The following is a 23533-nucleotide window of genomic DNA, read 5'->3' as shown; positions in this document are numbered from 1 at the left end:
AGCACAAGCCGAACTGATCGCCTCTCGTGCTCGCATCGTTTGCGCCGAAGCCGCCGCCCGGCGGCGACTGGAGCGAAACCTGCATGACGGGGCCCAACAACGGCTGGTCTCGTTGGGCCTCCAGCTGCGCATGGCAGAAGCGTCGGTACCCACTGAACACCGGGACATCAAAGAGCGGCTGTCCCACATCACGTCGGGGTTGTCCGGCGTCTTAGAAGATCTCCGAGAGATCGCCCGCGGACTTCACCCTGCGGCGCTGTCGAACGGAGGACTCGGCCCCGCGCTCAAGACCCTGGCCCGCCGCTCGAGTGTCCCAGTAAACCTCGACGTGACGATTGACCGACGGTTACCCGACTCCATCGAAGTCGCTGCCTATTACATGGTGGCGGAAGCGCTGACCAATGCCGCCAAGCACGCTCGAGCCTCGGAGGTGACCGTCGGTGTACAGGTCCAGGACGCCCATCTCCGCCTGTCGATTCGCGACGACGGAATCGGGGGTGCCAACGCCGCAAAAGGGTCCGGACTCATTGGGCTAAAGGACCGCGTTGAGGCCCTCGGCGGCCACATCCAACTCAGCAGTCCCCCGGGAGTCGGAACGTCGCTGCAGATCACCATCCCGCTCGACACCAGATAATTCGGAAGAGAACAACCTCCGCCCAAAGACCTCCTCTTCCTCTTCTTCGCTCCGGCCCGGACGGTCGGCGAAGGGACCTGAGTACATCCGCAACCTGCCCGCCGGCGATGAACACCGCGACGCGGCGGTGGGCCAAATCGCTCAATCATCCAGAGGTGCAGGCGTTTCACCTGGCGCATGTCGCAATAAAATTGCGCAGCCGATACCTGATAACATCTACAGTTAGGCCGTATTCCATTCCTGTGCAACGTGTTGCGAGGCTTACTTACTCAGTTGTCCGGTCTGGCGGATATGGCGGTTTCAGTCCATCTCCGCGACTGCGACGGGTCCCGATCGTTTGTTCCACGACGCTGGAGTGGTGGTGGACCGATAATGATATTGGCCGCTTCCCCGCTTGGGGGCTAGCGCGGGTTTCAACGAGTGCCTCTTCCTACACTCGCTCTCCGCGGGGCTGCCGGGTTCCACTTCCTGGGGGCCCTTTCGGATGGTGCTAACCGGTTGACGGTTGGTCAGCCGCGTTGAAGAGGGCAGAACGCGCTCCCGGAACAGACATTACTGAGTATGGTTCGTCGTCGCTTGGCAACGTGATTCATAATTCATTCGCGGCCTTCGCTTCCTTGGCCGTTTGCAACCACCGGACGCTCGCAACCGGCCTTCGTGCGCTGGACCGCCGGAACAAAGATCTGGAAAGCGCCATACTTCCGCAGATTTCCTCGCCCATTTTGACGGGTAGGATTGCGAAATGCCAACCGTCAAAAAGGAATCCGCTGTGTGCGGCGTGGCCGCCGAGTACTTCGGCCGGGTGAACTACACTGGCTCGGCCGATGCGACACTAGAAACCCTGCACGCCCTCGTATCCGCGCACACTCGTCGCATCGCGTTTGAGAACGTCGACTCGCTGCTCGGACGACCCGTTGCCGACCTCGGCGCGGAGGCGTTGGTTGACAAGCTAGTGCGCCGCGGCCGGGGCGGCTTTTGCTACGAACAGAACGGCCTGATGGGGTATGTGCTTGAGGAACTGGGCTTTCGGGTAGATCACATCAGCGCTCGGGTGCTGTTGTCGAACGGGGCAGATGCTCCGCTGCCTGCAGAAAACCACGACGCCCTCCTAGTAACGGTACCCAGCGTTGAGGGGCGGTTTCTTGTCGACGTTGGCTTTGGCGGGCCGACACCGACTGCCCCGTTGCGGTTTGCGACGGGCATGGTGCAACAGACGCCTCACGGGGCACATAAGCTGCTCGACCACCACGCGGGATACCTCTTGCACGCCCAGGTCCGGGACGAGTGGATGCCGCTATACACCTTCACCACTCATCGGCGGCCGCGTATCGACCTCGAAGTCGGAAGTTGGTATATGTCAACATATCCTACGTCGCTGTTTGTTACCGCCTTGACGGCAGCGATCGTCACCGATGACGAACGGTATAACTTGCGTGGCCGCAACCTCACCGTGCATCGGCGTGAGGTGACCGAACGCACAAGGCTCGACGGCGCGGCTGAGGTCCTCGAGCTGTTGATTAGCCGGTTCGGCCTTGCTCTAACCGATTCCGGTGGCCGCGGCACACTCCAGGCGCGACTTAGCGAGGTTCTCGACGCCTGAGTGTCTCGCCGGGTGATCGATTCCGGGCGTGGGATCGACGAAGTCGCCCGTGAATTTAGCCTCCTACGACACTCACAGGCGCCAGTGCGCGATCGGAATGCTCAGCCCCATCGCCTACCAACAATCACTGGACGCGCCGCATAACCCGAATCATCTTCGGGAGGAACTTTTCAGGACGACGCGTGAAGAAACAACGGCCATGAGCACTTACGTCGTCGCGGCACTGGCCGCCGAGTTGATGACGACCGTGGCGCTGATCGCCGCGGCGCCATCGACAAGCGCTGGATATGTGCCCTACGATCGAAACTTCTGTGCGACGGACCCATCCAGCCTGACGGCAGCTGGCAACGATGCCTGCCGCTCAAACGAGGCCAGCCGTATTGCTGGCTGCTGCGCCCCCGGCCACGCGCAACCCTGGCATATTTTTCACCGCACCTCTGCCGCTGAACCACATCGACCTGTAGGTAGGACTCCGGCGATCGCCACAAAAGACGGGCGAGTCCCCGCGCTGGCTGGCTCGCCATCGTTGTCGAAGCCCATCGCACAAGACTCCCTGTGGGCTTGGCGCCGTTTGGTGGACACAGGGTCAGGCGGCTTGTGCCGGCTGAGTAAGTCGGCCCTCGTACGCGACCTGGCTGATCCCGCCGATCACTGAGTGGCGTCTGCGCCGGTGGTAAACCCGCTCGATCCAATCGCCGACGGCGAGCGTTGCCGCCGCATTCGTCAGTCACGAGTACCCCTCGTAGACACCGACCTTCGTCGTTGCCCAGAAGGATTCCGCTGCAGCGTTATCGCAACACACCCGGTGCGCCCGAAGGAGATCCCGCGCCGGAAAGCATTCCGAAGGACTATTTAGTCCTCCATTTGTTAAGCTCACTCTGACGGTCATCAGACTCCCACATTCTGTTGCCCCGGCCGTCGTGACCGCGCCCGTCGATCGAAAGAAGGAGTGCCAACAGATGTCGCGAATGACTGCGCCGGCTGAGGCCGACATCCCCGCCGCCTCACGCCCGGCCCTCGACGCCACCGATCGCCAACTCGGATGCATGCCTGATATGCATCACGCACGAACATCCGGATTCCACGCTCTTAATGCCTGGCTGGATGTGAGGAAGGCGATGAGCACGTCACCGGATGCCGCGACCCGCCAGGGCATCGCACACGCTGGCGAGGAAGTCAACGCATGAGTGAAACCGGAACCCCCCCACCACTGACCATTGTCCGCCCAGGCGAGGGCAGAACGGGCAACCTGGGCTCGATCGAGGTGGTGTTCAAGCTGTGGGACGAGGACACCGGCGGCGCGGTGGCCATCGTTGAGCACCCGTTCCCTGTGGGCGCCCTCGTACCGCCGCATCTGCACACCAGAGAAGATGAGTACTCGATCGTCATCGAGGGCGAAATCGGCTTCCGTTCAGGCGACCGCGAGGCCGTGCTCGGCGCGGGCGGCTACATCACAAAGCCCAGAGGCGAATTACACACGATGTGGAACGCGGGGTCCACCCCTGCCCGCATGATCGAGGTGATCAGCCCAGCCGGCTTCGAAAAATACTTTCGCGAACTGGCCGACCTGACAACCGGCGGTGCCCCACCCGTCGAGGCAATCGCGACACTCGCAAAGGCCTACGGACTGCAATTCGGCCAACCTCCATGGCTACCCGACCTCATCGCCCGTTACAACCTCACCCCGCCCGGCTGAACGCGAAGCGCGTCCGCACAACAGGAGAGAATCCCGTACCGCTGACAACACCTGACAGTTCTCGGCCTTCGGGACGTTGCTTCAGCCCTGGGCATGATCCCCCAGTTGGTTCTGAGTCGTTGCGACGGTCGATGTTTCGATGTGACCGTCTGATGCATCAGCTCACCTCAGCCGAACAAGCGGTGTCCCGACAGCCTCAGCTGCGCAGTGCGACCACGCCCTCTCCCCGGCGGGACTACGCCAGCCCGCGGTCGCACCGCTGATTGCTGCTGAATACGCGACAATTCAATATGCAGCTTTGCCGGTGCCCGTAAGATCCGCTGCACTTTCTTGGATACCCCAGGCCGAGGAAATCTCGCGGTGTTGCCATGCTCAAGCCGTGTACTCAGTCACAGCCGCACGCAACTGTAGATGCTCAGTTGAACTCTGGGCTCTCGGTGCGCGTGCGCTTGAGCTCCCAGATGTGGGGGTAGGAGGCGAAGGTCACTGACGCGTCCCACAGCTTGCCGGCCTCTTCGCCGCGCGGGATCCTCGACAGCACCGGGCCGAAGAACGCCACACCGTTGATTTGGATAGTCGGGGTTCCGACGTCCTCGCCGACGGCGTCCATACCGGCGTGATGGCTCGCGCGCAGTGCGTCGTCGTACTTGTCGGTGTTTGCGGCGTCGGCCAACTCGGCGGGTAGGCCCAACTCTTCCAGAGATTGCGCGATCACCTGTGCGAAGTCCTTGTTGCCCTGGTTGTGAATGCGGACGCCCATTGCGGTGTAGAGCGGCGACAGAATTTCCTGGCCCTTGAGTTGCTCGGCGGCGATTGCGACGCGCACCGGCCCCCAGCCCGTCTTCATCAGTTCCCGGTAGGTCTCGTTCAGGTTGTCCCGGCCTTCGTTGAGCACAGCCAGGCTCATGACGTGGAATTGGACGTCAATATCCCGGACCTTCTCGACCTCCAAGATCCAGCGCGAGCTAATCCAGCACCACGGGCACACCGGATCGAACCAGAAACCGACGACGTCTTTTTGGGCCATCTACGCGTCCTCTCGATGTGGTTGAGTGCCGACCTCTGTTCACCACAACTTCCGGGGCGGCTCAGCTGTTCCCGGTCCCGCCGACCCGCACCGATCCACGCCGAAATGGAAGCAACTGCCGACTGAGGAAAGATCACGCCGGCATCGCACCGCTGGCCGAGCTCCAGCAAGAGGCCCAGACGAGAAAACTTTTCACCTTCAGTTGAAATCGCCTACGGCCAGGGAGACGAGGGCATCTCGGTTTTCCGGGACGCGGTCGCTGAACATGAGCGCCGCGAATACACCGACTGCTATTGGTGGCGCATCGTTCCGTTCCAGAATTAGTTGCAGCTTTTCCAGATGATCAAGACCAACGACGCACTGTCTTATGGTATCCGGAGTTGAATAGCAGACCTCTCTATTGCTCGAGGCTGCGACGCGTCGGCCTAACGTGGTGGCCCGCGCGGGCGGCATCGAGCATTGCGAGCGGGGCGATCACCTGGCGGCCCAGGGCTTTCGGTCAGGTGCGGCTGCTGCGACTGCGGGACCGTTCAGCTTCGCGGCCGAGCACGTCGGAATTTCTCGGGGTCTACCGGACGCTGCCTGTTGGGAAGCCCTTCGACGACGAGTAGGTACGACTCGGTCACCAGGTCGTCGATGAGCCCCGAATCGAGGCCGCCTCCAGGATGCAGCGTGATCCAGTGCTTCTTGTTCATGTGATAGCCCGGGGTAATCTGCGCATGAGCTTCGCGCAGCGATTCCGCATCGGCGGGATCTGCCTTGAGGATCACGACCGGTTCCCCGGGCATCGCGGTGTGCAGCATGAACACCTTGCCGCCGACCTTCCACAATTCCCAGTCACCGGTTGACTGATGGGTCCGCTCAATGCCGGGGAGCTCGTCAGCACGCGTGGCCGACCGCGCTTGCAGCTTCGTGTCATGTTGCATTTCAACAGTCTCCTGGATGGTCGTGTTGGTGGACGCGCGGCCTGTGGGCGGGCAGTGCCGGTGCATGCAGTCTCACGCCGATTCGGACGGTCCCGGCACCCTCGAGAGGCCGGTGCCACGCGGACGGCATCGTCTCATGACGAACCTTTGTGTGTGCCCTGCCCCGGCAGGGATCGGGGACATCTTCAGCCTTGAGGCCATTCTTCCCCGAATTGAGCTGCAGCACAGCGCCGTTAGCATATCACGTCAACAAATCAATACCGCGTAAGCGCTGTTTATCAACGCAGGTATCGCCATTCGCCCTATTGTGGGTGCCTTCGACATCCCCGGCACCCGCCTGGCCGCCGCTGGAGTCCCCGTCTATCCGCGCAGTGTTCTGGTCTGCACCCGGGCGCTGGCCGCCGAAATGGTCGCCGCGATGACAGACAGGCCGGTCGTACTCCTTCGCGGACACGGACTTACCAGCGCAACGACCACGGTCGAACAAGCAGTCCTCCAAGCCATCAGCGTCGACCAGCTCGCCCGGCTAGCACTGCGTGTCGTCACCGCAGGCGGAACACTCGAAGATCTCCCCGCAGCGGACATGGCCAAACTCCCCGATCTCGGCGCTCAATTCAACACCGACACCGCATGGCGCCACGAACTGGCCAGACTTGACGGCATCACCGCGGCAGAACTACGCACGTGACCATAAGGGGGATCCACGGCACCTATAAACGTCGGTGACGCCCAAAGCGATGCAGAGGTTTTCCTCGCGGCGTACAGCCATCGGCACCTCAGCACCTCTCTGTTCGCCTATGTGATGTATAGCAATTGGCCGCGGCCGCTCGTGCTCGCCGCCGCGCGGGGTCCGTGGATGTGGCGCGCAGCGTAGGCCGCGATGTTGCGCATGGGTTGCTGCGCGTCGACGTCAACCACGGTCCCCTCTCTTAACGACATCGCCGGACGGGCCGGGCCGTTGATACGAAATATCGCCCTGAGGAGGGACGGCCTGGGCATCAAAATATTGTCATGCAGTACAAATGGGCGTCTTCTCACGCGGGGTTACCTAGGCCCACGACTCGAGAAACTATGAGATTGTGACGATAACAGACCAGCTTCCCGAGCCCGAGTCCACTGACGCCCAAAGGGTTCGGCCTTCGAATGCTCGGCGTTGTGTACGACCGGGCCATCGCACTGCTGCTCAGTATTGGTCACCAGACCGGCCTGTTCGACCGCATGGCCGCCCTTGCGCCCCACCACCAGTGCTGAAATCGCCTCGGTTGCAGGCCTCGACGAGCGATATGTCAGAGTGACTGGGCGGAATGGTGCGTGCAGCGACTATGACCCGACGACGCACACCCATCACCTGCCGGTCCTCGTAGAAGCCGGCGGCAGCCGTGACGCGGAGGAGCCGAGCATGTGGCGTCCCTGTGGGCCGTTGTCGCAGGAGGTATCGGGCACACTCCGCCGAACACCCCCGAGGGAATAACGCGGACTGTATAGTCCGTTACGGATACCGTGACGCTCGGTGAGGAACTGACGCCAAAGAAGCTCGAGGTTCTTGGGCTGCCGGCCACCCGGTTATCGCGCCGAGAGATCGGTCAGTGCCTCTGCCTCTCTCTGACCACCGATAGAACCCACCAGCTGCGCTCTGTACCGCAAACTCGGCGTGGAGGACCGCAACACGACGGTCAAGCCAGGCACGGGAGCTCGGCCTGCTCACCCCCAGCCATACTCGCCCGGTCCAGGCCGATCCTCCATCGTCGCGGGGCGACACAACCCCAACGACACGAGAAGGGTGACCGATATGGGGACAACGCATAACGGGCTGAACCGGCTGGCCGCCAATGGCCAAGTATGTTCGGCTTCAACAGCTTCCGCCCGATTAGCACTGAGGGCTGGGTTTCTGTCCGCAGTGGCCGATCGCTTCGGCCTGTGGGGTGCCGCCGACACCAACAACGTGGCATGCGGAAACTTCGACGCGTACACCCAATACCTGCCTGCTCTTGCACCGTATTTCCCAGCAGGGTTGCTTGACGTAGCAGCCTGGGTCGCCACTTCTGGTCGAAGTTGCTCTCGGTGTTGCCCTGTTGCTGGACGCGACACGGCGCTGAAGACCGCCCTGGCCAGCGCCGCCACGCTGGTCGTGTTCGCCTCCTCGATGCTCTTCTTCTGCGGCTTCGAAGCCACGCTGAGCGCATCAGTTTTCAGTGCCGCCGCGGCGGCGCTGCTTCTTGCTCTCTGCCCACCGGGCAGCGACGTCGTCAGCATCGACCACCTGCGCCGGTCACGGCGCCCAAAAACAGAAAGCAGTGAAATGACTCTCATCGACAACGACATGCGTGACATCGTCGACAGCGCCAAACTTGCGTTCGTCGCGACGGTCAACCCCGACGGATCGCCGAACCTCTCTCCTAAAGGATCTGTCCGCGTCTACGACGACAACCATGTCGCATTCATGGACATCGCCTCACCTGCCACCATCGCGAACCTGTCGATGAACCCACGCATCGAGATCGCCGTTGTCGACTTCCTGCGCCGACGGGGCTACCGATTCAGCGGTACCGCCGAACTGCACCCGCCCGGCAGCGCCGTGCACACCTGGTTACACGAATGGCTACTCGGGCTCAACGGGCCAGGCTATCCCGCCAAACAGGCGGTCTTACTGAACGTCAACCGGGTACGACCGATCCTGTCCCCGGCCTACACCTACGGCAATGCTGACGAACAAACCCTCGTCACACAGTTCACGGCCACCTACCTCCACGACACCCACACCGCCGATCAGCCCGCAGACGGCCGGAAGTGACGTCGACCTCGGATCCAGTCGCCCTGCGCAGTGCGGACAGCGCTGGTCTCGCCGGCACCGGACCGGTGGGCTCGTCCCCACGGGGCTCAGAATCCAACCGCGGGTGTCCAACGGTCTGCAACGATACGGCGCGTGACGGATATACGCCGGTCGTACGGCCGTCGTCAGATGCGTGACCGGGATTGCGTAAAAGCCCCGGCGAAGGCGTAGGCCGGGCAGTAGTTATCAATACGTCAGTGAGAAGCGAGGAGCACTCCCACTCTTTTACAGATTCGGATAAATCATGTCCGGTCCAGATATAGTTGGCACTTTTTCCAGATGAACATGACCAGCGACGGTCTGTCGCCTGGTATCCGGAATTAAATGGCATGCGTGCACTGCTGGAGGCTCCGACGCATCGGCGCATCCCTGGTGGCCGCCCATCATCAGCTTGCGTACAGCTGGCCGCTGCAAAGTTGAATTCGTCGCCGTGACGGATTCGAGCGTGTCCGATGATGTTGTCCGCCCGCGCCTTCGGCCATATTGATGGATAATTGCACTTACCCTGGGTCGGGACGATTTCGGAAGACGCGCGATAGCCAACACTTCCGGACGACGACGGTGCATTCCCCCAAATCCAGGCTCTCGCTCGCCGGTCAACTTAATGTTGGGGCGATGCCGTCGCCGTAGTTGGTCAGCCGTACGAAGCACAGCGCTAGCCAGTGCGGATAGTCGGCCATGTTGGTGTCACCATTGTTGGCCCCCGAGTAGCCGGTCGGCGTTCGTTAAGGACTGTGATCCCACGATCGCGTGGAGGTCTGCGTGGGATCGCTGTAGCCACCAGGTGGTGGGTCGCATCGCGACAGGCAACGTCGCGGCCCACGCCGGAAATGATCCGGGCCAGTCAATGCATCGCTACCGGTAACGACGACGCGTCCTGGAACCGCTGTCGATGACGTGTATGACCGGCTGTACCGCAGGGGATTCAAGCCGGAGAAGTCAGCAACGAGTGGATCGTTGTATCTCGCGCGGTAAGACTGTTGTCGCGGCTACCGGACCGTGTTTGACATGGCGTGTCGACTTGTCTGCATGCGAATCAGCGACCCGACACGCGGCGCTTTGAATACCGGAGACAAAGCCTCAGCGGCCAATGTTTGGTGTCCCGTCTCCAGTGCCGACGTCGCGGCACTGACACCGGACTCGGTTGCGATCGCGGTGCGTATCAGGTCCTCCGTGTCGCGGTGGAGCCCGTCCGCATCACGCTTGAACTCCGCCGGATGATTCTTCCGCGCATGGAGTTGGATCATCTCATTCCCCAGGTCGGTGGCAGCCCACAAGACAGCCCGTAGTTCCACGCGGTGGCGCGCCGAAGAGTTTGACCACGATGGTGAGCACGACGGCTGGCCGGCACCCCAGATCATGGTCCATGTGGCGACATCGGAGTCGACCCGCCCGGGTGGCATGCCGCCGGCGGCCTCTCCGATTGGAGCCTTCGTAGCCCACAACCACACATCCTCGAACAGTGCCGACTCACGGACAGGTCAGTGCCCAGCGAGGGCGCCGTCTCCTCAAGTGAGCACCACGACTCGTACCGTTCGAAAAAGACAGCGTTCGATCACGTCGAGCATTTCGGGTACCGCGGTCGAGCCGTGTCACAGGTGGCGTTCACAACGCGACCCCGCACCAGGGCATCGGCAACAGGCCCCGCTGCTCGGCCGCCGTGTAGGGCGGGCCGCAATACGGGAACACGTCGAGCAGTCGTGAAAAATCGGGGGCGACGCCGTCTCCCACCTTCCGGCCTGCGGCCAGGCTGACCATGACGTCGAACGCGTCGGCACCCAACGGGCGGCCGTTGATGGTCTCGGTGGTAAACATCGCCGACGATCCCAGCATGTAGGGCAGCACCGTCGGGATCAAGTGCGCGGCAACCCCACCGGCGTAGAGTTCACTGATGCGTCCCAATCCCGCGAGCGCGGACAACTCGGCGACGAAGCGGCGAACGGGTTCAGTGAACAGTTCGATGTCGCGCCCGGGACCAACCCGGTTGTAGCGCTCGATGAGGGGCTGGCGCCACGCCGACAAGAACAAGTGGGTGAAAAGTGGTATTCCGAAACGAGATACCTGTGCTTTGGCGGCGTGTCCGTAAAGGCTGATCGACGACCACATCGCAACTTGGCCCTCGCCGAGTAAGGCGTTCGGCACCTCCAATACGATCGCCATCGCGTTGCGCCGGGCGAAAGCGTTGCGCCGATCGGTGTATGCGGTTTCTTCGAAGCGCCGGTCGACGTAGAAATCGTTGAGCATCGTCGACACGGCGAGCGGATCCGCCGCCCACATGTCGCCGACCAGGCCGGCAAAGCCCTCGACCGCTCCGACCCGGGTGGGGGTGTTCAGCTCTGCGGAGAACACCGGTTTTCCGGCGACGTATTGGGCGGGATCGACGTCAAGGTCGGCGCCCGTCACGTAGTGCACCGTGAACTCTTGACGTAGACCTTGGTCGGCTCGCTCGATCGGGTCGGTGAAGCGCACCTGAAAACCGGTGTCGTCGCAGCCATTCCCGGTGGTGTCGAATCGGAATTCGTAGAGTGCGCCGGGATGAAACGTTGCCGGAGCCGACAACGCGGCGTCGGCGCAACAGGTCATCACCATCACTGTGCGGTCAGGTGCGGCGTCGAATAGATACGCGTCGGCGACGTTGAGCCGTGGGTCGCCGGTGGCGAGATAGGTATCGAAGTGATGAGACATTGGACGGGCTGCGCCCCTCCCGCGGGTGATGGGCTGCGCAGAGCGCGCGGTGCACTAACGTAGCCATTGAAGGACTACATCGTCCGTTTTGTCAAGGAGCGGACTTCATCTGTAGTGCGCGCGGCGGTCAGTATCGGCGCATACCCACACTGGTTTTCGGGATAGTCCAGATCAGGTGCGGCGAGGCGGTAGACCTGCATAGTCAGGCCGTAGTAATTGTCCGTCTCTCCGACCCACTGCATTCCCACGCGCCGTGCGGTCGCGACACCGCGGGTGTTACCCAGGCGCACGACGGCGAATACCTCCGAAACTCCTTTGGCGAAAGCGTGATGCGCCACCGCGTGGCCGGCCTCAGCACCGTAACCGTGACCCCAGGCCGCGGGGGTGAGTTGCCAGCCGATTTCGAGGTCGGTGCAACGGGGAGGCAACGGCAGCAGGGCGACCGCTCCGATGACGAGGCCGCTGTCCCGGATCTCGATCGCCCAGTGGCCTAGTGGCCGCCCGGAGCCATCATGTTCGGTGATCCACCGGGCCAGCAGTAGCTGCATTCCGTCGCGGTCGGCCACGCGCGCCACCGCCGGGGTGAGCCAGCGCGCGACTTCCCGCCGGCCGAAGATCGCCAGTGCGGCGTCGGCGTCGTCACTCGTCCACGGCCGCAACCGTAGCCGATTGGTGATCAGTTCGTCGGTATCCGCCACCACGTGGACGTCGGCGCCCTCGCTCATCGTCTTCTCCTTGTCACCAGCCTGGCCGCCGTTATCGACACCGGCCTTACCAAATCACACCGCGGAAGGGACTGTATAGTCCACTTATGCTGCTATGATCCCCTCTCAGGTGCCCTAACACCCAAGGTCCGGACAGGGGTGTTAACGCCTGGTCTTAGGCCTGTAGCAACCGGAGGTACGAGAATGTCGCGCATAACAGACAGCGACGCGGTGGAGACGGCCACCGCTGCCGACTCAGGGGCGAATCCACACCGGTGCGGCGATCAGAGGCCGCGACTCCAAAAGCGTGCGGGCACAACGATGGCGCGACGCCACGCATCAGCCGGTGCTCGCCGCGGCCATCGCGATGGCCGCGGCAGACCAGTTGCTCAAATCTCGATCACCTTGACCGGGAGGACACAGTCGATCGACGTGTTGCTCGCCGACACCGGTAACATCGCATTGACATCCCTCGGTGGCCACGGTGACGCCCGAAGCTACCCGATGAGGGTGGTACCAATTCGACTGGACACGCTCAGCGACCCGCCTGCTATTCGTGTTGTGGGACGTGGGGTAACAGAGCCGACGCAGCTGAGGTTGGTGGTCGAATTGATCACGTGGAACCCGCATACCGACACCACGTCGGCGATGAGGTGTAGTCACGATTCCGTTCGTCCCGATGCGCAAAGCCGCTCAGGCTGCCAGATTCCGAGCTACACCAAGGCGGCCTACCCTACTAGCGGCCGCAACGACCCACGCAAAAACTACACACCGGGCGAGAAAAGTCCAGCCGGACAACTGGCCGAGATGGGAAGGATTGCGTGACCTCAAACATGCGATAAAGAAGGGTACGAAACCGCACCGGCGGCAACGCGATACTGACAACGTGTTCTCTAGCGCTGTCTGCTGGCTGCGACTGATACTGGATCGGAAGGGCGTGGCGTGAAAGACTGTTGGTGTAAGCGGCAGTTGCAGACTGAGCGTGCGAGGAGTCCAGGGAGACGCCGATCGGAACGGCTGGCTTTAGCTCATACGTTATGTGGTGTACCACCGCGCGAGGTGCTAGCGCCTCTAGGCGGTGGCTCTCCCCAAATGTTGCCGTGCCCCGAGATTGAGGTCTGTCCGGGGTGATCCTCGAGCCGGCCTTGACTTCGACTCCCGCTGCTCTCCAACATAATAGCGGCTCGGTCGGCATAGATCTGACGACGGCGGTCGCCCCGGAACCGCCGTCTGTCGCGTCCGTTAGTCCGGCCGTCCCAGCCCAGGTCTCGCTATTCCTGATACAACCGCTATCAGGGCCAGCCGGCGAGCCCTTTGAGCCAAGCCAGACCGCTCAACCCTCCGCAGCCTCGTAATCCACCGTATTCCATGGCAGTTGTCGGGGTGGACTGGACTTGCGGCGGCCCGTTACCCGTGAAGGATATTGTGTCAATTGGCTTGATCGCAGCCCTCCCGCAGGAGCTGACTCATCTTCGTAGTGCAATGAATGTAGGTCGCAGCAGGAACGTCGCCAACGCCCGTTTCGACGCAGGTTCGCTCGACGGACGCGATGTCGTGCTCGCCGAGGCCGGTATGGGCAAAGTCAACGCGGCACTCGTCACAACCGTGCTGGCGCATCATTTCGGTTGTCGGGCGGTTGTCTTCTCCGGTGTTGCCGGTGGTCTGGATCCGCGTCTGGGCGTCGGTGATGTGGTGGTCGCGGACCGACTGATTCAGCACGACGCTGGGTTGCTTGAGAACGAGCACCTGCAGACGTATCAAGCCGGTCACGTGCCGTTCATCAATCCGACCGAACGTCTTGGCTACCAGATCGACGCCGCGGTGCTCGGCAGCGTCAAGGGTGCGTTGTGCGGCCTGAGGCTCAGTCCGCTTTCTCGGCCGGCCGGTGGGCAAGGCACTCCGGCTGAGATCGTCTACGGCACGGTCCTGTCGGGCGACCAGTATCTGCACTGTGAGCCGACACGGGCGCGGCTACACACTGAATTCAATGCTCTCGCCATTGAGATGGAGGGCGGCGCGGTAGCTCAGGTCTGCGAGGCGTTCGGCATTGATTGGGTGGTGATCCGAACGCTATCGGATCTGGCCGGGCGCGATTCCCGGTTCGAGTTCAATCAGTTTGCCAGCGAGGTGGGAGCGACCTCGGCCGCGGTGCTACGCGCCCTGTTACCGGTGCTCTAGCTGTAACTCTTCGACAGGTTGTGAACGGCGTGGCTAGCGAAATATAGGTGACGACCTCCGGTCTCGGTGTGGTTACCACACGCACCCCGATCACCAAGAGGTCCTCATGTCCCACGCTAATGCCTTGTTCACTCCCAGAGGCCGGTTGCGGCTTGCCAGCTGTGTCGTTGAGGACGGATGGACCTACGCCCGGGCAGCTGAGCGCTTCCAGTGCTCGACGGCCACCGCCAAGAAGTGGGCCGACCGTTACCGTGCCGGCGGCCCAGCGGCGATGGCTGATCTGTCCAGCCGGCCCCACCACAGCCCGCGGCGGCTGTCCCAGCGCCGAGAGCGACGGATCATCAAGGTGCGCTTCACCCGCCGCTGGGTCCGCACCGCATCGCTACCCACTTGCGGATGGCCCGCTCCACCGTCAAGGCCGTCCTGCGGCGCTACCGGATGCCGCTGCTTCTCGAGCTGGATCAGGCCAGCGGCCTGCCGGTGCGCCGGGCACGGCCACACCGCTACGAGCATCCCCCAACCCGGCGATTTGGTCCACCTCGACGTCACCCTCTTCGTCTTCTTAGTAGCGCAGTCCAGGCTTGCCGGGCATCTTGATGTACGGAACGCTCTGCGCTGTCGGATATCTCAGTGCCGGACGATCACCGCTTCAAACGGGGCAGTCAGGGTGAATTGGATCGTCGCGGCCCTTTCCATCTATGGCGGCGTATTTCCGATAGACGCGCCGCGTGGCGGTGTCGCGTCAGCGTCGCCGAATCATCGCCCGTGCTACTCAGTTGGCCTACTCGACATCGGCCGCTGGGTCTTATGGCATCCGCCAGTCACTATGAGGCATCGGACATCTGCGTCCACCGGGCGGTGTGCCCAGACTCATCGTGCAGGAATTGGCGGGAACACCCGAACTGGTTTAGCATCAACCCGGGTGCATTGAATTCTGTTGTCCGCGTTAGCTTCTGACGCTGCGCCTTTCTGATGTTATCGAAGCCTCTCTCTGAAGGAGAAACATGCAAGTTTCGACTCGCTCGTACCTGACGGCCGGTTTGTCGTTCATGGCCGCCAGTGCGATCATCGCGACGCCGATGAGCCCGCCAGCGCCGAAGCAGGAACCGAGTCATCGGTTGGTGGACGACCAGCAGGTCCAGCTCGCGGCGATGACGACGCCTATCCGCATCCATGGCACCGCGAGTAACCCACAGGCAGTGCATGTTCTTGCCGACGTTTCGCGGGCGTTCCAATTGTTCAAGGTCGCGAACGCAACCCCCGCGGTCGGGACGTCTGCTGCGTCGTCTTCGCCCGCGCGGACGAAGGTCGCCCCGCGCGCCGCGGCGGCGGCGATTCCGTCGCAGGCCAACGCCACGCAGACCGGCGCAGTGACTCAACAGCATCCCGAAACCGACAACTCGCCAAGCGCTGCGGGCGGTCAGTCCCTGATTCCCCGCAGCGCTGCCGTCAATGCCTTCGATCCATCCGGGGTCCCCAATGTCCTCGCCTCGGCCGCCCAATTGGTAATTGATGTCAACATCGCCCTGCCCGCGCGTGTCATCGAAGCCACAGCGTCCAATCTCGACGATTTCGTCCATGATGCGGCGGGCAATCCCTTTGACCTCGTCGGCGCGTTATCGAGGTTCTTAACGACTGAAGGCGACACTATTAGCAACGTAGGTGATGTTTTCAGCCATGTTGTCAGTGACGACACTGAACAATTGCAGAACGCGATCAACGGGGTGTTCGGCGTCAATCAACCCGACGAGAGGGTCGCGTCTGCGAAGACGGCCACCGAACCCGGCGCCACAGCGGCAAGTCCGGTGTCCGGAGTCGTCGACAAAACGACAGCGGCGGGCATGCACAGCGTTGACGCCCACCCCAAAGCGGCAGCGACGGGCAAGCATTCCCAGGAGGGGACCGCGAAACCGGTAACGGGTGACACGCCGGGACAGAAGGGCGACACAGGGCCGGCCAACCAGTCGGGCACCGAGATCAAGGATCAGTCACCGTCGACTTCAACCGACGCCACTAAGAATGAGGCCGCCAAGGACGACGCCTCCAAGGGCGACACCGCGACGCCGCGTAGCCAGTCAACGTCGACCTCGCAGAGCGAGGTACACAACGGCGTGTCCTCGTCGGCTAACAATGCGACGAAAAAGGAGGGCGCCACGAAAGCACAGGTTTCGACCCACACTCCGTCACGGACGTCTTCACATGCAGCCAATTCCGGTTCGAAGCATTCAGGCGCGTCAGGCGCTGCGGGTGGTCACAGTGGCAAGGGTAGCCACGGCGGCAAGTAATTAACAGACAGGACGCAACAGGCTCTGCGAAACCCCCATGCAGACCCTGTTGCGTCTCTCTGGGCGGCCGGCTGATCGCTTTGCGACTGTCGGGTTAGATCCCGTTGCTCGCCGGATGCTTCACGGCGGGACGGCCATCGCCCTATTTCCAGTGACCAAACCGTATGCTTTAGACCGTGTTTCGATCCAATCGCGGGAAGCGAGTGGCGTTGAAACCATTGACGGGGCCATGGATGAGTCGATTGCTGAGCTGAGACTCGTAGGATGGGGACAGACAAGCCGTCACCCTCAAAGGGGATGCGAGACTGCCGGTACACACAACCACTACAGCCAATCCTATAGGTCCGTAGCCCCTTAAGGTGTTCGTCGAGGGTTCTCACGATTCGGCTGGAGTCGACAGTGCTTCATCAGAAACGTTGCGCCACGATCGGGGCACCGGCCGCTTCCCCGCGGATTGGGCCTCCATCGCAGCGACCAGTAGCGCCAAATCTCGACGCCGTGACGAGGCTGGCCACACAGTCCATGTTCGTCGCACCAGCGGTTCGCCGACTAGTGGTAGCCAGAGCAATGTTTCAGGGAACTCTGGCATATACCCGCGCGGGGCGAGCGCAAACCGTCCGCCCATGCTCAGCTGGGCGAGTTTGACTTCTGGCGCAAGTTCCGACGCCACCGACGTCTCTGCACCGACCTTTATGCCGTGATTTCGGAGGACCGCTACCACATGGTCGTACCATGCTGGACTATCTGATCTGGGGAAGCCCATCCATTCTAAACTTGCCAAGTCATCCAGCCGTAAGTCTGCGATGCCCAGATTCAGACTGTGTGCTTGCTCGGCAGCCACTAGAACGCCCAGGGGTTCCTCCGCTACGAGCGCCACATCGAGTCTCTCGTCGACGGGCCGTTCTCTTATCAGCGCCACATCCAACGCGCCTTTCTTCACCGCTGCCAGTTGCGCAGGACACGGCAGCTGTGAGATTTGAATGGCCGTGTTGCGAAAGGGTGATGCGGCCAGCTTGGACAGCGCGTCAGCCAGCGGCTGAACCGTCATCTCGGGGGGAACAGCAATCCGTAAGACGGCGTTAGCTTCCGGTGAGAATCTCGCAATCACGGATAGAGCATGCTCGAAACGTCTGATCAGGCTTCGTGCTTCATTGAACAGCGCGGTTCCCGCCGGTGTTGGTGAAACTCCACCTGCGTTGCGTTCAAGTAGGCGCCGATCAAGCGATTGCTCCAGCGTCGCGACGTTCTGTGACAATGCCGGCTGGCTGACATTGAGAATGCGGGCTCCAGCTGAAAAGCTCCCGGCCTCGACCACTGCCACGAATGCCCGAAGGTGGCGTATTTCTACACGCGACTGCATAAACAGGACCCTTTTCCGCCCGCGGTGAACGCGGTGGGGCTCGCGAACGGCGACGCTTGGGGGATCCGTCTTCCCTCTGCAGCAATCGATTTCGGGCGAATGCGGCGGTCCAGGCCCAAGCCATGTCGCGCCGGCGCTATCTCGCGATACCGGCGCGACCCATCTATCAGCGGCATCCGAGAGACTCTGTTGGAACACCTATCTCGCCACGATGATCCAGGACGTCCAAAAGGAGCCGAGCGGCGTCGGTGCTCACTGCCGCTGGCGGTGACCGCTACATGAGGACCATTCCTACTCGGCCGACATCGCCGCGTGTCGCGTACCGTGTTTACCGACGCCGCACCAATTGCGCTCTGGAAAAATCTACTCGGGAGACACAAACTCTTGCACGGTCGAACGAATGCATCGCTCACCCAGGTTGCACTGGCGCGTTCTGCGCGCAGACTTGCATCGATATCTTGTTGACGCCAGAGCACTCGTAGTGCAGTCCACGACTCCCCGCGTGCCGCTAAATCCACGGCCGTCCACATCGATACCACGCACTCTGTATCCGATGTGGACCCTATGATCGCAGCCCGCACCGCCGCATAGCGGTGCGGACCCATTCCTGTAGTGGAACCGACCGCAACGATCGAAATCACGCATTCCTCGCTCTACACGACCGTGACCGAACCAACGCGCTATCGCAAACTCTCAACTGCTTGTGATGGCCGTGTTGTGCGGCGGCGATGTTGTGCCAAGTATCGCGTAGGCCGCGGCCCCGCTCGCTGCGGAGAAAACACTGTAGCTAAGCGGTGATTCCATACCGAGGGATACCGCCATCGCGGTTCCAAATATTACGAGCACCAAGCAAGTCGCTGCGCCGACGAGTTTTGGCCGCCAGCCGGTCAGGAGCAAAACTCCCACGGTCGCTTCGGTGGCGGTAGCAGTCCACACAATCACGGTCAGTAACCGTCCAGAAGCAAACGGAACAAGCTGGTGGGTATAGGCGGCGAAGGCAATCATACTCCCCCAGCTCCCCTGCCCAAGCGGTTCCCACCAGCCGAATCGGTCGGCGACAGCGGACAGAAAGGCCGCCGCGAGCGACACGCGTAGTGCTACCCGGACTACCCGGGTCCGGTCGGGCGGATGCATGGATTCCTCCTGCCGTGTCGCGTTCTGGGAAGGGATGACGCCGTCAAATCGGTGATGTCGCACGCCCGGACTGATTTGCATCGTTAACGGGGCGGTGCATTATTTGCGGCGTCGTCGGTGGTGAGCGGTCCGTCTCCGGTATCGACCAGGAACACTGCAAGTAATTCCGCGGGTTCGGTGGCGCTCGCATTTTCACTGACTACGTGGTGCGCTCCGGGGGCTTCACTCCACGTCTCACCGGCGTGGTAGACACGCGCGGGCTCACCCTCGACTTGGCTGCGGATTGCTCCGGAGATCACGTAAGCCATGATGAACGCTGACTGCGCGTGGTGGTGAGCAGCGCTTTTTCCTCTGGGCGGATAGCTGACGGTGACTGCTTGCAGTGATTTGCCCGCGACATTAGTGGGTTGATCGAAGACGGGACGGACAACCGGGTCTTGTCCCCCATTCGCCGGTGCCGGCTCGGCGTAGGCCGCGGGCGCGAGCATCACCGCAGCCATCAGTGTGACGAAGAGTATTTTTGGGGCCATTTTGGCAGCCTTCCCATCGGACGGTGTGGCGCGCTGCGCTCCACACGGTTACTCTAACGGACTATATAGTCCTTTCTATGCCCTAGTCGGGCGAGTGACGCAGCACCGGTGTCGGCGCGCTACTTCATCACGAGGGAGGCACGGCGGTATCGAGACGGCGAATGAGATCCAGTGGCAGCGAATACTGAAGAGTGGCGTCTCGATCACGCCAAATAGATCGGGATAGTCCGGTTAGGTATGTGAGAAGATGAACTATGTCTAGCGGAGTCGTGTTGTTTCCCAACCCGCAAGCGATCAACGCCATCGACGACGTGGTGGCGCAGGCCTACCGCGCATACGACCTCGGCGTCCGCCAAGTGTGGCTGGGCCAGCAACATGATCACGACGCGATCACTCTCGCTGCACTGGTCGGCGCGGCCGCACCGGGGCTCGGCGTCGGCACGTCGGTGTGCCGATCAACCCGCGTCACCCGCTGCTCGTCGCGTCGCTAGCGCAGACGGCGCAGGCCGCGTCGCACGGCAACTTCAGTCTCGGCCTCGGATCGGGCGCGCACAAACCGGAGCGGCAGGCCTTTGGAATGTCGTGGCTCAACAAGATCACCCGCCTACGTGAGCACCTGACGGTTCTGATGTCGGAGCGGTGGACTTCAGCGGGAACGAGATCAGCGCACAGCCCGGATGGCCCGTGTGAGTCGCCGGGGGCACGCCCGTGCCGACGTACGTGGCGGCATTGGGCCCAAAGGCGGTTGAGCTTCTACGAGACCATTCCGTCGTACCAACAGGTGATCGCGCGAGAGCGAGTCGCTGGCGCGGCAGATCTTGCCGCGGTGGGTTCAACATCTGACGGTCGTCACTCATCGTTTTGAAGTCCGAGTCGACGATGGTCTGCGGCGGTGGAGCCGAAGAAGGCATTGCCGTGGATCGGTGAAGGTCTTTGTCCAAGTGCACATTGGTTCGTTGGAGGCGATCGCGATGGCCGAGTGCCCCTTGTGTTCGGCGCGAACTCGAAACAACAGCCTGACAGCGGGCCAGGCCCAGTCGGCGGTAGCCCGGCTCGTTGACCAGGATCGGCTACGTCGTATCGGTTGATCAGTTGTTTGCTCGAAGTGGACGGTGGAAACTTGGGAACCTGCCTGGTGTGTAAGCAAGAGCAGTGCCGGTACTCATTCAAGCTATAGAGGATGAATTAGTCCCTAGATGCAGGTCTGTCGGATCTTCGCTGTGCGAGGATTTCATTTGAAAGCCAACGTCCGGACTGGGTCCAGCGCGCGCCGAGTGCTCTAGGTGCAGATACCTCGACTCGCCGACGTCGGCACAGGTGGGTTCGCCTACTCGAACCCAAAAAAATAGACCATATGGTCCGTGATCGTTTAGGCTGGGTCTCTGCGTCCCGATATCGACATCGTGCGGCGTTGATCACTGGGTGTAGCGCGGCCATGCAAGGCGATCCGCGCGTGGACGTCAGGAGCATCATCATCGACGGCGACTACGACGACACGAGGCCGGACGGCACGCTGGGACCTAGCGAATCTTTGGACTCTGACCAGGTGCGCAACGACGATGGTGACATCGTGGTCGATGCGCCCTTGCGCTGGATATCCCCTGAGGACCATGTGACGTTGGATGAGCGTCTAGCCGCCGAGGAGCCCGAGCTCGGCTTTACCGAGGGGCCGCCGCCGCGGCGCGGGCGCCACCGTCGTCAGATCAGTGGCAGCCCACACGATGGTCCGTCATTCTTCACGGTGGCGCGCGAAGAGTTCGACCACGACGGCGATGACGGCGACTGACCGGCGCCGCGGATCACAGTCCATGTAGCGGGAACTCGGGCCAGAGTCGATTCGGGATGTACACGCCGGTCACCGGCACCAGGCGGGCACGGTCTGAAAACGGTTGGTACATGCGGCCCGAGCCATTCAGGGTCCCGAGGTAGACGCCTTGGTGTGATGCTCGCATGTGTGATGTCGCTATGCCGCTAGCGATGTCCTTGACCCGACGGAACCGGCGGTACAGCAATTACAACATCAATCAGTCTGCCGCTACGGCGCACAAGCTTGACGTCATCACTCTTGTCGGGTGCTTATCGCGGTGGTTTGTGCGGGTTGTGAACCGTCCCGGGTTTCGTGCACACCCTTTTCTGAGGGAAGGATGGCACGATGCCGAGCAAGTACGACGAGAACACCAAGGCCAAGGCGGTCCGGCTGGTCCGCGAGCATCGCGACGACTACGACACGGAGTGGGCGGCGATGCGCGAGATTTCGGCGCGGTTGGGGATGAGCGCGGAGACGCTGCGCAAGTGGGTGCGTCAGGCAGAGGTGGACGACGGTGAGGCGGCGGGCGTGCCGACCGAGACCGCGCGCGAGTTGCGCGAGCTGCGCCGCAAGAACCGCGAGCTCGAGGCAACCATCGAATCCTCAAGGCCGCAACAACTTTCTTCGCGCGGGAGTGCGACCCGCTACACCGTTGATCTGCGCGTTCATCGACGAACACCGCGAGGAGTTCGGGGTCGTACCGATCTGTCGGGCACTGGCCGTGCACGGCGTGCAGATCGCCCCGCGCACCTACTGGGCGTACCGGTCGGCGGCGCCGTCGAAACGGGCCCTGTGGGACACCACGATCACCGAGATCCTCACCAGCGTCTACGAGCCTGACGAGCACGGCAAACGCCCGCCGGAGTGCCTGTACGGCAGCCTGAAGATGTGGGCGCAGCTGCAGCGACAGGGCATCCCGGTGGCGCGCTGCACGGTGGAACGGATCATGCGCGAGCGCGGCTGGCGTGGGGCGGTGCGTGCCCGGACGGTGCGCACCACTGAGCGGGACCCCTCGGCGAACCGGGCGCCGGACCTGGTGCGGCGGCGCTTCCACGCATCGCGGCCCAACGAGCTGGACGTGGCCGACTTCACCTACGTGCCGCTCGATGGCGGCGTGTTCGGCTACACCGCGTTCGTGATCGACGCCTTCGCCGGGTTGATCGCCGGTTGGGAGTGCTCGCTGACGAAGAATACCGCCTTCGTCGAGCGGGCGATCCGCCAAGCCGCGGCATACCGGGCGCGGCAGGGACATCCGCTCACAGGTGACACTATTCATCACTCGGACGCCGGATCACAGTACCTGCAATACATTTCACCGAGACGCTGATGCTAGAAGGACTAGTCCCGTCGGTCGGGACTGTCGGGGATGCCCTCGATAACGCGTTGGCCGAAACGACGATCGGGCTGTACAAGACCGAGTGCGTGCGCGAGGGCTCCCCATTCCGCACCGGGCCGATCCGCACCCTCGCCGATCTGGAGAACATCACCTCAGCGTGGGTGCACTGGTACAACACTGCCAGGCTGATGCACCGTCTTGGCCGACGCCCACCGGCAGAAGCCGAAGCCGGATACTACGCTCACCAACGGGCCGGGCAGCACACCGATCACACGTAACCCAGGTGTGCATAAACCCGGTGAAAGTTACGACGGCAGGATCGCGGTGAGGTCCCAGGACTTTGCCGCATCCGCCGGCAGTCGTAGCAACATACCGGCGGTCGCGCGTTCGACCGCAAACCGCTTCCCCCTCTCGCCACCGAGGTACCGCGTCGCGATCTGTTCTCGCGCCTGCTGTGCGCCATCGCGGGTCAGCACCGGCTGGTCCGTACCCACCCGGATACCGCGGAACGGCGGCACCGCTTCGAAGACCACCAGCTCGCATCGCGGACGGGCCACCAGGTGTCGCAGCTTCACGTCGTCCTCGCCGATGACGACCTCAAACGCGTTGTCCCGGAATTGGAACCAGACCGGGGAGACCGCCGCCGTGCCGTCTTTGCGATAGGTGGTGAGCACGGCCGGAGACGGCGCCTGTAGCAGCGATGCAACGTCACCCACGATCAGCAGCCTAGACCAGTTTGGGAATGGTCCCGGCGCCAGCACCGAAGCGTTCAGAATCCCCTGTGATCGCAGGGCTGCATTG

At 62.4% G+C, this 23533-nt stretch carries 18 protein-coding genes, 5 pseudogenes and 1 other annotated feature; of the genes and pseudogenes, 15 read left to right on the top strand and 8 right to left on the bottom strand.

Annotation, left to right across the window (positions count from 1 at the left end):
- Positions 1–4 precede the first annotated feature (4 nt).
- From ACVWWN_RS17110 to ACVWWN_RS17090, 5 genes and pseudogenes are all read left to right on the top strand, one after another.
- A pseudogene (locus ACVWWN_RS17110) lies at positions 5–634 on the top strand (sensor histidine kinase); the annotation flags it as partial.
- Between the two features lie 742 nt (positions 635–1376).
- Complete coding sequence (locus ACVWWN_RS17105) at positions 1377–2234, top strand: arylamine N-acetyltransferase family protein (RefSeq protein WP_457144928.1); 858 nt, start codon at positions 1377–1379, stop codon at positions 2232–2234.
- Between the two features lie 270 nt (positions 2235–2504).
- Complete coding sequence (locus ACVWWN_RS17100; RefSeq protein ID WP_457149165.1) at positions 2505–2681, top strand: CDGP domain-containing protein; 177 nt, start codon at positions 2505–2507, stop codon at positions 2679–2681.
- 512 nt (positions 2682–3193) lie between these two features.
- On the top strand, positions 3194–3421 hold the full coding sequence (locus tag ACVWWN_RS17095; RefSeq protein WP_457144927.1) for a hypothetical protein: 228 nt from the start codon (positions 3194–3196) through the stop codon (positions 3419–3421).
- A complete protein-coding gene (locus tag ACVWWN_RS17090) occupies positions 3418–3930 on the top strand; it encodes a cupin domain-containing protein (protein ID WP_457144926.1) in 513 nt (170 codons plus the stop codon). The genes ACVWWN_RS17095 and ACVWWN_RS17090 overlap by 4 nt, the downstream gene beginning before the upstream one ends.
- 415 nt (positions 3931–4345) lie before the next feature.
- Here ACVWWN_RS17090 and ACVWWN_RS17085 read toward each other — a convergent pair whose 3' ends face one another.
- The gene (locus ACVWWN_RS17085) at positions 4346–4957 is read right to left on the bottom strand and encodes a mycothiol-dependent nitroreductase Rv2466c family protein (protein WP_457144925.1); all 612 of its coding nucleotides are present in this window, start codon (positions 4955–4957) and stop codon (positions 4346–4348) included.
- Between the two features lie 530 nt (positions 4958–5487).
- Complete coding sequence (locus tag ACVWWN_RS17080) at positions 5488–5883, bottom strand: MmcQ/YjbR family DNA-binding protein (RefSeq protein WP_457144924.1); 396 nt, start codon at positions 5881–5883, stop codon at positions 5488–5490.
- A gap of 283 nt (positions 5884–6166) precedes the next feature.
- Between ACVWWN_RS17080 and ACVWWN_RS17075 the strand changes: the two are divergent.
- The 4 genes and pseudogenes from ACVWWN_RS17075 to ACVWWN_RS17060 all read left to right on the top strand — a co-directional run.
- Positions 6167–6571 (top strand): annotated as a pseudogene (locus tag ACVWWN_RS17075) (class II aldolase/adducin family protein); the annotation flags it as partial.
- Between the two features lie 455 nt (positions 6572–7026).
- Positions 7027–7134, top strand: a complete 108-nt coding sequence (locus tag ACVWWN_RS17070; RefSeq protein ID WP_457144923.1) for a hypothetical protein — start codon at positions 7027–7029, stop codon at positions 7132–7134.
- Positions 7112–7354, top strand: coding sequence for a hypothetical protein (locus ACVWWN_RS17065; RefSeq protein WP_457144922.1), 243 nt, complete (start codon positions 7112–7114; stop codon positions 7352–7354). The genes ACVWWN_RS17070 and ACVWWN_RS17065 overlap by 23 nt, the downstream gene beginning before the upstream one ends.
- A gap of 426 nt (positions 7355–7780) precedes the next feature.
- Positions 7781–8674: a pyridoxamine 5'-phosphate oxidase family protein gene (locus ACVWWN_RS17060; RefSeq protein WP_457144921.1), complete on the top strand. Its 894-nt coding sequence runs from the start codon at positions 7781–7783 to the stop codon at positions 8672–8674.
- Positions 8675–10318: 1644 nt separating this feature from the next.
- Here the strand turns inward: ACVWWN_RS17060 and ACVWWN_RS17055 are convergent.
- Positions 10319–11398, bottom strand: coding sequence for a DUF4331 family protein (locus ACVWWN_RS17055; protein ID WP_457144920.1), 1080 nt, complete (start codon positions 11396–11398; stop codon positions 10319–10321).
- 74 nt (positions 11399–11472) lie between these two features.
- A complete protein-coding gene (locus ACVWWN_RS17050) occupies positions 11473–12123 on the bottom strand; it encodes a GNAT family N-acetyltransferase (protein WP_457144919.1) in 651 nt (216 codons plus the stop codon).
- 1347 nt (positions 12124–13470) lie between these two features.
- On the opposite strand from ACVWWN_RS17050, the gene ACVWWN_RS17045 reads away from it, so the two are divergent.
- From ACVWWN_RS17045 to ACVWWN_RS17035, 3 genes and pseudogenes are all read left to right on the top strand, one after another.
- Positions 13471–14280 (top strand): 5'-methylthioadenosine/adenosylhomocysteine nucleosidase, encoded by an 810-nt coding sequence (locus ACVWWN_RS17045; RefSeq protein ID WP_457144918.1) that lies wholly within the window; start codon positions 13471–13473, stop codon positions 14278–14280.
- 106 nt (positions 14281–14386) lie between these two features.
- A pseudogene (locus ACVWWN_RS17040) lies at positions 14387–14827 on the top strand (helix-turn-helix domain-containing protein); the annotation flags it as partial.
- A 502-nt stretch (positions 14828–15329) separates the two neighbouring features.
- Entirely contained in the window at positions 15330–16565 is a 1236-nt protein-coding gene (locus tag ACVWWN_RS17035; RefSeq protein WP_457144917.1) for a hypothetical protein, read from the top strand.
- Between the two features lie 376 nt (positions 16566–16941).
- Here the strand turns inward: ACVWWN_RS17035 and ACVWWN_RS17030 are convergent, their stop codons facing one another.
- From ACVWWN_RS17030 to ACVWWN_RS17020, 3 genes are all read right to left on the bottom strand, one after another.
- Entirely contained in the window at positions 16942–17925 is a 984-nt protein-coding gene (locus ACVWWN_RS17030) for a LysR family transcriptional regulator (RefSeq protein ID WP_457144916.1), read from the bottom strand.
- A gap of 693 nt (positions 17926–18618) precedes the next feature.
- Entirely contained in the window at positions 18619–19059 is a 441-nt protein-coding gene (locus tag ACVWWN_RS17025) for a hypothetical protein (protein ID WP_457144915.1), read from the bottom strand.
- A gap of 83 nt (positions 19060–19142) precedes the next feature.
- On the bottom strand, positions 19143–19589 hold the full coding sequence (locus tag ACVWWN_RS17020; protein ID WP_457144914.1) for a cupin domain-containing protein: 447 nt from the start codon (positions 19587–19589) through the stop codon (positions 19143–19145).
- A 254-nt stretch (positions 19590–19843) separates the two neighbouring features.
- Here ACVWWN_RS17020 and ACVWWN_RS17015 point away from each other — a divergent pair.
- From ACVWWN_RS17015 to ACVWWN_RS17005, 3 genes and pseudogenes are all read left to right on the top strand, one after another.
- Positions 19844–20421 (top strand): annotated as a pseudogene (locus ACVWWN_RS17015) (LLM class flavin-dependent oxidoreductase); the annotation flags it as partial.
- A gap of 621 nt (positions 20422–21042) precedes the next feature.
- Positions 21043–21375 (top strand): hypothetical protein, encoded by a 333-nt coding sequence (locus ACVWWN_RS17010; RefSeq protein ID WP_457144913.1) that lies wholly within the window; start codon positions 21043–21045, stop codon positions 21373–21375.
- Positions 21376–21741: 366 nt separating this feature from the next.
- A pseudogene (locus ACVWWN_RS17005) lies at positions 21742–23010 on the top strand (IS3 family transposase).
- Positions 22013–22141: a sequence feature (AL1L pseudoknot), on the top strand. (Overlaps the previous pseudogene by 129 nt.)
- Before the next feature lie 27 nt (positions 23011–23037).
- Here ACVWWN_RS17005 and ACVWWN_RS17000 read toward each other — a convergent pair.
- Complete coding sequence (locus tag ACVWWN_RS17000) at positions 23038–23448, bottom strand: pyridoxamine 5'-phosphate oxidase family protein (RefSeq protein ID WP_457144912.1); 411 nt, start codon at positions 23446–23448, stop codon at positions 23038–23040.
- Positions 23449–23533: the final 85 nt, after the last annotated feature.

The organism is Mycobacterium sp. URHB0021 (assembly GCF_054057895.1).
This window is presented reverse-complemented; position numbering and strand designations above follow the sequence as displayed.